General features: G+C 63.9%; 14 protein-coding genes. All 14 read right to left on the bottom strand.

The genetic code is table 11. The annotated features are described in order from the left end of the window. Nucleotides 1-109: 109 nt before the first annotated feature. Nucleotides 110-757 (bottom strand): phosphohydrolase, encoded by a 648-nt coding sequence (locus tag IEV29_RS15885; RefSeq protein WP_105779236.1) that lies wholly within the window; start codon nucleotides 755-757, stop codon nucleotides 110-112. Further along, entirely contained in the window at nucleotides 754-1,281 is a 528-nt protein-coding gene (locus IEV29_RS15880; RefSeq protein WP_017510472.1) for a retropepsin-like aspartic protease family protein, read from the bottom strand. Before IEV29_RS15880 ends, IEV29_RS15885 begins: the two co-directional genes overlap by 4 nt. Next, nucleotides 1,278-1,679, bottom strand: coding sequence for a DUF1294 domain-containing protein (locus tag IEV29_RS15875; RefSeq protein WP_017510473.1), 402 nt, complete (start codon nucleotides 1,677-1,679; stop codon nucleotides 1,278-1,280). The genes IEV29_RS15880 and IEV29_RS15875 overlap by 4 nt, the downstream gene beginning before the upstream one ends. Beyond that, the gene (locus tag IEV29_RS15870; RefSeq protein ID WP_017510474.1) at nucleotides 1,676-2,458 is read right to left on the bottom strand and encodes a hypothetical protein; all 783 of its coding nucleotides are present in this window, start codon (nucleotides 2,456-2,458) and stop codon (nucleotides 1,676-1,678) included. Before IEV29_RS15870 ends, IEV29_RS15875 begins: the two co-directional genes overlap by 4 nt. Then, nucleotides 2,455-3,273, bottom strand: a complete 819-nt coding sequence (locus IEV29_RS15865; RefSeq protein ID WP_229726457.1) for a retropepsin-like aspartic protease family protein — start codon at nucleotides 3,271-3,273, stop codon at nucleotides 2,455-2,457. Before IEV29_RS15865 ends, IEV29_RS15870 begins: the two co-directional genes overlap by 4 nt. Before the next feature lie 9 nt (nucleotides 3,274-3,282). Beyond that, on the bottom strand, nucleotides 3,283-4,338 hold the full coding sequence (locus IEV29_RS15860; RefSeq protein WP_188382275.1) for an OmpA family protein: 1,056 nt from the start codon (nucleotides 4,336-4,338) through the stop codon (nucleotides 3,283-3,285). A 3-nt stretch (nucleotides 4,339-4,341) separates the two neighbouring features. After that, nucleotides 4,342-4,617 carry an HU family DNA-binding protein gene (locus IEV29_RS15855; RefSeq protein ID WP_188382274.1) on the bottom strand — a complete coding sequence of 92 codons (276 nt, stop codon included), beginning with the start codon at nucleotides 4,615-4,617 and terminating at the stop codon, nucleotides 4,342-4,344. 158 nt (nucleotides 4,618-4,775) lie between these two features. Continuing rightward, nucleotides 4,776-5,297 carry an HAD domain-containing protein gene (locus tag IEV29_RS15850; RefSeq protein ID WP_229726456.1) on the bottom strand — a complete coding sequence of 174 codons (522 nt, stop codon included), beginning with the start codon at nucleotides 5,295-5,297 and terminating at the stop codon, nucleotides 4,776-4,778. Then, complete coding sequence (locus IEV29_RS15845; RefSeq protein WP_017510479.1) at nucleotides 5,297-6,508, bottom strand: DUF1173 domain-containing protein; 1,212 nt, start codon at nucleotides 6,506-6,508, stop codon at nucleotides 5,297-5,299. Before IEV29_RS15845 ends, IEV29_RS15850 begins: the two co-directional genes overlap by 1 nt. 15 nt (nucleotides 6,509-6,523) lie before the next feature. After that, a complete protein-coding gene (locus IEV29_RS15840; RefSeq protein WP_188382273.1) occupies nucleotides 6,524-8,206 on the bottom strand; it encodes a zeta toxin family protein in 1,683 nt (560 codons plus the stop codon). A 17-nt stretch (nucleotides 8,207-8,223) separates the two neighbouring features. Then, nucleotides 8,224-8,484 carry a hypothetical protein gene (locus tag IEV29_RS15835; RefSeq protein WP_009242129.1) on the bottom strand — a complete coding sequence of 87 codons (261 nt, stop codon included), beginning with the start codon at nucleotides 8,482-8,484 and terminating at the stop codon, nucleotides 8,224-8,226. Nucleotides 8,485-8,497: 13 nt separating this feature from the next. Continuing rightward, complete coding sequence (locus IEV29_RS15830; RefSeq protein ID WP_017510481.1) at nucleotides 8,498-8,959, bottom strand: hypothetical protein; 462 nt, start codon at nucleotides 8,957-8,959, stop codon at nucleotides 8,498-8,500. Nucleotides 8,960-8,991: 32 nt separating this feature from the next. Beyond that, the gene (locus IEV29_RS15825) at nucleotides 8,992-10,080 is read right to left on the bottom strand and encodes a Fic/DOC family protein (RefSeq protein ID WP_188382272.1); all 1,089 of its coding nucleotides are present in this window, start codon (nucleotides 10,078-10,080) and stop codon (nucleotides 8,992-8,994) included. Next, entirely contained in the window at nucleotides 10,077-10,304 is a 228-nt protein-coding gene (locus IEV29_RS15820) for an antitoxin VbhA family protein (protein WP_188382271.1), read from the bottom strand. The genes IEV29_RS15825 and IEV29_RS15820 overlap by 4 nt, the downstream gene beginning before the upstream one ends. Nucleotides 10,305-10,308 lie beyond the last annotated feature (4 nt).

The following is a 10,308-nucleotide window of genomic DNA, read 5'->3' as shown; positions in this document are numbered from 1 at the left end:
GCCGGCACGGCGCGGAGGCGTCAGGGATTGACGCCCGAAGGGGCGAGACGCCACAGGCGGCTCGATGCGCAGCACGAAAGCCCGGCCCCGCAGGGGAGACGCCCAGGGGTCACGCTTGCGCCTCGATCTGCCCATGCACAGCGGCACGCAACGACTCCAGCGCGTCCAGGAACCGCTCGGCCGCAACGTCAGCCGCCCACGGCTCCCACGGCCGGCAATCGTAGATGTCAGCCAGTGGATCGACATCGAGGACAGGATGCACGATGCCCAGGACATCGCGGACTTCATGAGCTGGCCAGCCAATGCAATGCACAGCCTCTGAAGCGGCCGCCACCGAGTCGGCCCGCTTGTGGGCGGCGTGCGCTGCCGGCGACCAAGTGCGCAGCTCATACCGATCTGAAACCGCAGCCATCAGGCGAGACGAAACAGCCCGAAAGGAAAGGCCCAGCACGTCTTTCAAGGGGGAAATACAGTCGAACCCAAGGAAACCTTCCTCGGCATCGTGTAGAAGCTCCAGGAGCGCGTCAGAGGGCGTCAAAGGGGTGTCGCTCCACTGCCGGCGCAAAGCGAGCACCAGGAGCGAATGCTGGGCCACGGAGAGGGGCAGGGGCCATGACGATTCCCCACCCCAGCGGTACGTCCTCGCCAAACGCAAGGCAAGGTCACTGTCGAGCCACGCGCCGGGATCGGGATTGATGAGGTCGAGGCGACGGCCAGAAGGAAGCCGAACCCACGCGCGCGCCGCTACCGGCGTCATCGGCCGCCCCGCAAGATCATGAAGCCGCCCGAATAGGCGATCTGGAAGCGGTTGAGCACGTCCATCCCCAGCAGCGGAGCTGAAAGGCGCTCCAGGACTGCGATAGCCGCACCCTCAACAGCGAAGGGGCCGACGATCACCGTGTTGGCCGCAGTGATGCCACCACGTTCACGGCCTGCGGCCGTGTCAAAGGATGTTGCGCGGCCGGCGCGGATACCAGCATTGCGGGCGAGCTTGACCGGCAGCGTCGTGAATCGCGCTCCGGTGTCCACCATGAAGACCACGGGAAAGCCGTTGACGGCCCCGGCGATGTAGTAGTGACCATCCGCAGCGCGCGGGATGGAGTAGTCCCCGTTGCCCAGGCGCTGCGCCGGCTTGACCATCACGGGAGAGGCGGCCGCAACGTCGAGCTGGTCGCCGGGGTAGCTCTGGCCATCGTAGATGATGTATTCGCGCTGCTGCGCGTGCGAGGCTCCAAGGGCAAAGCAGGCCATCAGGGCCACAAGGGCGCGAGTAGCGTTCATTGCCAACTCCAACGATAGAAGCCAGCCAAGTGCGCGAAAACAGCGGCGTTCGCGGCGCTGGCCAGCCATGTGAAAAACAAAAAGGAAGCCTTCCGCGACTTGTGGCGGAAGGCATGTTGTCCAATCAATGCACCGGGCCAGCCGCATAGCAGCTCGATCCAGTGCAAAGCCTTTTCAGACCAGCGCCAACGGTTGGCAACGGCCGCCGACTTGTCGAGGCCGTATGCCAGAAAGGCCAAGTTGCTCATGAGCGCATAGGCCCAAGCGTAGTGCGGCCGGATACGCCCGGCGATGCCGGCGACAATCACACCCATAAGGAACACCGCACCCAGCCCGAAAGCGGCCCAGCGATGGGCGATCCAAAAGCGATCCGCCAGTGACAGGCCCGGCGCGTTCATTTCGCCAAAGCAGGATCAGCGGAGAGGCCCAGGGCCACAATCAAGCCAGCGGCCTCCTGCAAGCCCGCAAGGGACGACTGGATGAGTCGCGCCGGCACCAGCTCGGCATCCTCGGTTGTGGCGAGGACGGAGCACTTCTGTTCCGTGGTGCCTGCCTTGCGCGTCATGTTGACGACATTGCGCTGACGGTAGCGCCACGTCTCGCAGCGCGACAGGCATTTGCCGTCCGGGTCACCGGCCGTGGCCGCGTTCACCGAGTCCTGCGCGCCGGTCGCATTCCCGACATTGGATGCAATCGTGCCGACCAGCATGGCCAGGGGGTTCAGCGACAGCATCACGGAGCCGCCCCGGCCGCTCTTGGTGGCCAAGGGCGCGGGGTTCTCGGCATAGTCGCCCACGCGAACCTCGGCGGTACGCCGGGTTGCGGGGCGCAGCGCCTGGAAGGCACCATCCAGCTCGTACACCACGTCGGCCTGCTCGCGGCTGTCCACCAGCTCGAAGCCGCTGGAGGCCAGCGAGGCCCGCACGGCGGCCGTCAGCCTCGGACTGGCCAGGAATTCGATGAAGACCTTGCGCCCTCGATCAGCAGCCAAGTCGATGTGGCCGGTGATGGCCACCTTGACCTCGGCGGCCGGAGCGGCCGCAACAGCGGCCGGTGCATCAACTGGCACCGCATCAGAACTGGCCAGCGCCGGCAGTGCGCAGCCGGCCGCAGCGGCCAGAAGCAGGTAAAGCGGAAGGTGACGCATGTTTTCCTCCTTGTTGTTCTTGACGTTCAATCGTCTTCTCGGAAATGGGTGGTGGAGAACAGCAGCGCCGATCCGCGCTGCTCGATCTGCACCATCCCCAGGATGTTCATGCCCAGCAATGCAGGGCCGTTCATGGTGGGCATTACGGCAACTTGGACGTTGTGGGCACGGAAGGAACCGAAAACCACTTCTGCTACTGTGGCGACACACCCGAAGACCTCGCCGGCCGCCGTGCTGAACTGGCGAGGCTCGCATGATGTGATGCCCAAGGGCTTGGCCAGCGAGCCAGGAACGGATGTCAGGCCCGCGCCGGTATCCACAATGAAGGTGACAGGCTGGCCGTTGATGCTGCCCGGCGTCTCATAGTGCCCGCGCTGATTCTTTGGCACGCTCATGGTGGCCACGCGCGGCTGCTCGCTTGCTCGCGGCGCAGCCGTGGAGACACGCTTGTTGCCGAAGTAGTCAAAGGCAACAAAGCACAGGAACCCGATCCCGAGCCAGGTATAAACCATGCCGGCCAGGCGCGGCTTTGTCATGTAGAAGGCCGCACCGGCCACCATCAGGAGACACAAGGCCGGATGGCTCAACACGAAACCCTTGAGCCATTGAGTGGCCATCAAGAGGGCGTCGTGTGGAGTTGCCCCGTGTGCAATTTGCCAGACCGTTCCCGCGACAATCAGAAGGGCGTAGGGCAGCGAATTGGCGATGATGAACTGCAAAAAGGTGATACGGGGTTGTTCTGAACGAACCTCCCGCGAACCGCGAAACACCTTCGGGTCATAGTAATGATCCCGCATGGTTTTCGCGGCCCGTTCTCGATACCAATCCCGTTCATCTGCGCTCATGGTCGGCTTTCACTTCCTGCCGGCCACGGCCATCGCAGGCATCACCAGTTCAACCTCTACTCGCCGGTTTGCACTGCGCCCCGCCTCGGTGTCGTTGGAGGCTACAAAACAGGTCACGCAGTACGAGACTTTCAGCTTTCGAGGGTCAACCCCACCACTGACAAACGCAGCCCGGACGGTTGCAGCGCGAGCAATGGCCAAAGCCCGGTTGCCCGCCGCCGTGCCTGTCGAATCGGTGCGGCCACGGATCAAGACGCGCTCGGCCGTCATGGCCAGCGGCAGCAGCTCGGACAAGCCATGCTTGGCCTCATCGTTCAGATTTGCCACGGAGCTGGAAAACGGGAGCGAGCGCAAGGAACGGGAGGCCGTAACAGCGACTGGCGCGGCCGTGGCCGGGCCGACTGCAACCACCGTCACGGGGCGCACGTCGTCGGTGAGCTGGGCGGAGCCGGCCGGGATGGCATCCACCTCGGCCGGCATGGCCAGCGTAGCAACAGTGTGGGCGTCGAGCTTGGCCAAGATCGAAGGCTGCGGCCGTGCGGCCGGCTTGCCATTCGCCTCGGGCGCAACATCGGCGCTGCCCAGCATTGGAGTCTTGGGCGTTGGTGCCGCACACGGATTGCACGGCACAAAGTAGTCGGTTCCGGTTTGCGGATCGCGCACTTGGGCCAGCCCGGTGAGCACAGGCGCGCCCATCAGGAGCGCACGGGGTTGCTCGGGAGGCATCGGCGCGCATCCCGTTACGCCAGCGGCCAGCAACGAGGCCCCCAGCGCCAGAGTCACAGGCGCTGGCCAGAACGGCGTGCCAGGATGGAGCGCGCGCCGGCCCTTGCGCGTCAGAGACAGTCGGATGGATGTGCCGGCAGGTTTGCGCGACAGATAGCCGCGGTCGATAAGGTGACGGGTTTCACCCAGGTACTTGCGCATCACGTCCAGATCGGCAGCACCGCCCAATGGGCGGCCCGCCGCGCGTTCCGAAAGCACCCGAATGCCCCGCACTTCGCCACGGTCGAGCGCGCGCAGCAGCGCAAGCGCGGTTCCGTTCAAGTCGGGATGTTTGCTCATGGTTCAATCCTTCACCAAGTCCTTGAACGTGGCCCCAGGCGTGAATTTCGGCTTATGGGTCGAGGGAATCTTGATCGGCGCGCCGGTCTTCGGGTTGCGCCCGGTGCGCGCGGCGACGGCTGCTTTATCGAAAGTGCCAAAGCCGGTGAGCTTCACCGCGCCACCCTTGGCCACCTCGTTCTGCACGATGGTGATGAGGCTATCGAGAAAGCGCGTGGTGGCCGCCTTGGATGCTTCGGTGTCTTCAGCAATGGCGTCGATCAGGTCTTGTCGGTTCATGGAAATCTCCGTGTGTCGTCAGTTGAGGATATGACCCAGCACCTTGCCGCAACGGGCGCAGCGCCGTTCATGTACTTGGGTGCCGTCCCAGCTCGAATAGATGGGCGTGGACAGCGGCGAATGGATGCCAAACAGGCAAAGGAGGGTGTTCCACACCTTCACGGCGCTGCCCACATCACGCGGGTGAGCTGAAGCAGCGACTCCCCGGTAAGTCCGTCCAGGTACTCGGTGGCCACCAGCCGGCGTGTATCTGGAAATTCCTGCACGCGGTCATCGAGGGCGGCCCATTGGGTGACGCCGTACTCGCGGACAACGCAAAGGATCTCGTCCAGCCTGGTGCAATCAGGCAAAACGGGCGTGCAGCCGATAACGCGCTCGCGCAGCTCTATGGAGAAGAAGTTGCGCAGCTCATCCAGCGTGTGTGTCTCGCGCCAGTTGGATGAAATCACCACATCAACATCGGGATGCGCTCGCAGCCACGTTTCCAGCAGGGGCAGGTAAATCAGCGTGCCAGACTGGCCAGGGTGCAGAACCCCGTCGATGTCCAGCATCAGGACGGGGCCACGGGGCGCACGCTGAAGCGCCCAGCGTGGCGCGCGGGGATTCACCGGCAGACTTTCGCGCGCGAAAGTCGGGGCGACGGTCGGGCGAATGCCGACGAAGCGGAGTAGGGCGCCCATCATCGGCCGTGCTCCGGCAGCTCGGGCAGCGCCGGCATAGGAGCCTCGCCAGCCACCCACTTCCATGAAGGGAGCTTGCTTTCCGCAATCAATTCATCGACGGCGGCCGCATAGTCTTCACTGGCCCCAGGCGGAACCACGTACATGGCGGTCGGCTCCGGCTCGGTATCCGAAGCCACCGCGCAGGCCAGCGGCCGCGTGGAAGGCAGGTTGTACCGCATCCCTTTCATGAATCGCCGGTTCTGCTGCGTCAGCGCATCGAGCACCATCTTCTCGAAGGTGCTTTCAAAGGGAATCCAGTTCTCGGTCACGCACATCAACGCGACTTCCTCCAGCGAGGCTACGCCGGTAGCGCCGATGCTGAACGTGCCGATCATCATCAGGTGGGTGCCCTCCAAGGCATCCCACAGGCCCAGCTCCACCTCGAACCTCTTGAGCAGCCGCTTGTAGATGTCGTCGTTCATCATGAAGTGGCAATCGGGCAGGTGTTTGAGGACGATCTTGTGCCCGTAGCGTGACTGAGCCAGTTCCTTCACTTCCCCCACCACAAGCATCAAGCGCCGTGTGCCCTTCTCGGGTGTGGCGATTCGCATCATCTGCGCGAGTCGCCGCTGGGTGATTTCGTTCTTCTTCTCGGCGTTGAACGATTCGGGCATGTAGAGCATTCCGGCCAAGCTCGCGCCTTTTGCCGTCTTGTCCTCGGCTGCTTGCAGCAGGTACTTGCGGATCACGTACCAACTGCGCTTGCCGGCCATCGTCGGTGCCCAGCGGTTGAAACCTGCTTCTTCCCACAGGTAATGCAGGGTGCCGCGCAGGGTCAGCTTGTTGCCATCGGTCTTGACGCTATCCGTCTCCTTGCCGCTCGGTGCCGGCGCGGATCGGCTCGCGCCCTTGGACAATGCGAAGTCGAACTTCAGCGCCGTGGTGCCTTCGTCGGGGTTCTCCTGGATCGCGGAGCCAATGACTTGGCCAAGCCCGGACAGCTCGGGCGGCGGCTCGTAGGAATCGCAGGCCGGGGCGTGGCCGCTACCAGAATTGGGCATCCGTTTGATGAGGTACTTTTCATCAACTTTGGCCACGTACATTTCAATGCCGGGGGTGCGACACAGGCACAACGGCCGCTCCCGCGAGCTGTAGATGCGGGCCAGCAGCTCGGGCAAGCCTGGGTCGTCGGAATGAATGGATTGCCCGCCAATCTGGTAGATCGCCATGTTTTTCTCCCTTTCTTACCGGCCCATGTCCCGGCCCACGTCCCGCGCGTTCTCCCGCGCCGGCTCCTTGCCCTGCTCGTACACCTGACTCTTTTCGTTGCCGTGCTGGATCGTCACTTTCTCGCCCACACGGACATCCCGATCTAGTCCGTCCTTCTCGTAGCGCACAGCCACCATGTCGGACATCTTCACCAGGGCGTGATGCGATGAGGTGGCCACCACTTCGCCCTTCACGTCCTGCTTGAGTTCTTGCGCATCCCGCACCACCAAGCCCCGGTGACTGGCGGCCATGTCGATCACGCGCCGCGACTCATCCACGGTGACACTGCCCTCCGGGACGCGGCCCCGGTGAAGCTGCTCGGACAGCTCGGCACGCGCATTGAAGTAGCTGGTTTCCCGCTGGCCTTGACTGGTCTGAGGTGTCCAGCTCTGCTTGATGTCGTGAAGCTGCTTGTAGGCCCCGTCCAGGTCCGGGTGGCGCTCCAGCGCCTCGCGCTTGGTGAGCTGGTCGAATGCCTGGGCGCGCTGATAGGCTGGGGTCTGCTCGAAGCGGGCCAAGTCGTTTCGAGCCGCTTCGAGCTTGGCCGCCAGCTCGTCACGGTCGGCCAGCACCGGCCGCGCGGTGCGCTCCTGTTCCGGCCGCAAGGCATCAGCGTAGGCCCGCTTTAGGGCCTCGTCGTTGCCCCCAATGTACTTGCCATACTCCCGCACACCATCTTTCTCGGTGTACGTGGTCTGCCCCGGCGTCGAGGCCGACTCCCGGCCATTGGGAAGGCGCTCGGTGCGGATCACATAGGGCTGGTCTTCAGCCTTGGCATCCCGGAAGGCCCTGGCGGCTTCATTGACGTTGCTGTAGTCCTTCGCATCGTTCTTGGCCACGGTGCCCACGGTGTAGGTCACGTTGTCGCGCACACCCTCCCGCTGCTTGGCCAGCGTATTGATGTCGTCCAGGGCGGACACGTAATCGCGCCGCTCGGCGTGCGTCCAAGCGCGCCCGCGTTCCTGCTCCAACACCTCAACCGCTGCTGCTCGCCGCTTCCACTCTCCGCGCTCTTGGCTGTTCTCGTAGATTTGCCGTTGATTGGCGTCATAGACGCGCACCGAGTCGGTGAGCTTGTCGCGCTCCAAGGCGCGCACTGACTCCACCATGCCGTTGTAGGCGTTGTCGTGCTGTTCCTTGTTGACGAATCGCCCGGTGCCGCGCTCGGCCACCTGTTCCTCGAAGCGCAGCCGTGCGCGGGTCACTGAGGTTTCCGGGTTGACGGCCAACACTCGGGCCTCCACCTCGTAACCCTGTTCCTTCAGGCGAGTGGTCAAGTCCCGGATGTTCTCCGGGCTGCGCATCGTGCCGTCCACCACCAGATTGCGGCGGTTCTCCACGGCGGCCAACGTGAGGCGGGTAGCCCATTCGCCGGCCTCTTTCTGCGTTCGGTCGGCGGCGTGCTGGGGGTCTTCGCGCGAAAGCTGCTTGTAGCGCGGGTTTTCCTCGCGCATCCGGTCGGCGTCGATCACCACAGCGCCGCCGTTGGCGCGCAGCTCGCGGATCGCTTCGGCGGCCAGCGCCGATTTGCCCGATCCTGGTTGGCCGCCCAACAGGATCGCCTTCGGATTCTCCTGCGCCGTCGTTCTTGCCAGTGCATCGCGCTCTACATCCTTGTAGGCGCTCTCCATTGCGTACTTGGAAACCTCCCCAGCCATTTGTCTGCCCTCCTGCCTTATTGGTAAAGGTCGCGGGCCTGTTGGCCGTACTGAGTGATGACGCGCTCGATGGCCTCGTCAGCATTCGGATCGAGGTCTTCGCGGATCGTGCGCAGCTCGTCCTTCGCTTTCTGAGCGGCCGCAATCACGGCCTCGTCAGGGGTAGCCTTTTCGCGTTCGGCGGCAATGGCTTCGGAGTGGTGGGCGATGATGGCCCCCAGGACATCCAGCGCCACCTCGTAGCGGACGCCGGCACGGCTGAAAAGTTGATTGGTCATGGTCGTGGATTCCTCACTGATTACCGGATTGGTTCTTGGCTTGAGTTGCATGGAGCGGCCACAGGGCCGCGTGCAGCAGGCGGTAGGTGATGCGGTCGCGCTTCAGCAGGCGTGCATACACGTCGTTGGCCGTCAACCCAAGGCTGCGGGTGGCGTACAACCCCCAAGCCAGATAGACGGCCAGCAGCACGGCCGCAACGGGGACGAAAGCCAGAAACCACACCCCAGCGATGACAAGCCCCACCACAAGCAAGCGGCCCCCTACGGTCGCCCACTTGGAGCCGAACATTTCGAGCTGGGCCTTACGGTTCAGGTCGTGCTCGGCATGGGCGCGTTTCCAGACATCGGCCCACGGCTCGCCGGGGGAACGGCTGAAGACGGCATCCAGGTAGGCACGAAACTCGCGCATCAACAGGTAGGACGCGGCAAAGCACATCCCCACAAAAACCAGCAGCTCAAGCGTTTCTCGATTCATGTTCTTCTCCGTCGGTCTTTCGCGCGCGAAAGTCAGCGCGGCGTCGGCACGCGCTCGCGCTCCATCTGCATGTCCTTGCCGCCACGATCCCGCGCCGGCTCCTTGCCCTGCTCATAGACTTGGCTGCGCGCCTTGTCGTACTGGATCGCCACGCGCTCGCCCACGGCAAGGTCACGATCCAGATTGGCGCGTTCGTAGCGCACGGCGATCATGTCGCCCACTTGGAGCATCGCGTGGTGCGACGAAACCGCCACCACTTCGCCCTTGAACTGCCCGCCAAGCCGTTCGGCGTCCCGCACCATCAGCCCGCGATAGGCTGCGGCGTGGTCGATGACTCGCTTGGACTCGTCCAGCGTCACGCCATCGCCCACTAGCCGGCCGCTGTGCAGCTCCTTGGAAATTTCTGCCCGCAGGTAAGCGGCGTCCTGCCCGGCCCGGTGGGCGTCGTGCAGCATCTTGTAGGCACCATCCAGCTCGGGATGCTTGGCCAGAGCTTCGCGCGTGGCCAGTTTGTCGAAGGCCACCGCCCGCTCCACGGTCGTGATTTCGTAGAAAACTTCGCGCGCTGGCTCCAGGTTGCCGCGCGCGGACTCCTTGGCGGCCTCGTTCCACGTCTGCTTATCGACCTTGGAGTAATCGAGCTGATAGCCCGCATCCTTGGCGAGCTGCCCGATGAATTCGCGCGTCGTGCGGCCGTTCCCTTCGCGGAAGGGGTGCATTTCGTTCACGCCGGCATAGACCTCGGCCATCTTCCCGCTGAACTGCTCCTTGTCCATCCCGCGCAGATAGTTGACTTCCTTGATCGCGGATTGGATTTCCTGCGCCTTCTGCGGGATGTCTTCCTTGAAGGTGAACAGGGTTCGGTCGCCGGCAGGCCCCTTTGCAATATCCACCTTGCGCACTTCGCCGGCCCACTCGTACACATCCCGAAAAACCTGCTTGTGGATCGCCTGAAGGTGGGCCAAGTCGTACTCGCCCCGTACCGGGTTTTCGCGCAGCTCCTGAATGCGAACGGCCGTTGCGCCGCGCTCGAAGCGTTGAAGCGCCGCGAGGTCGCGGATGTCGGCCTTGTTCTTGAGAACGTGTGTGCCGGGGTAGGTGTAGTCCTCTTGCTCGCTCATTGCCTAGCCCCGCGTGCGCGCTCCAGATACTTGGCCACCGCCTCGTCAGGGGTCAGGGTGCCGGCGATGACGGCCTCCTGAATGGCGAGGTCGGCGGCGTCCACCGGCATTCCCTCCAGGGACAGGGAAGCATTGGCTTGAGCAAACTGCGCACGGCGCACGTCGGCCGGATGGGGCGCAGCCACGGGGCCGGTATCGAGTTCATACGGGTTCTTGTCTTCCATGTTC

The organism is Oxalicibacterium faecigallinarum (genome assembly GCF_014635705.1).
Taxonomy (GTDB): Bacteria; Pseudomonadota; Gammaproteobacteria; order Burkholderiales; family Burkholderiaceae_D; genus Oxalicibacterium; species Oxalicibacterium faecigallinarum.
The sequence above is the reverse complement of the archived record's forward strand: the minus strand, read 5'-3'. Positions and strand labels throughout refer to the sequence as shown.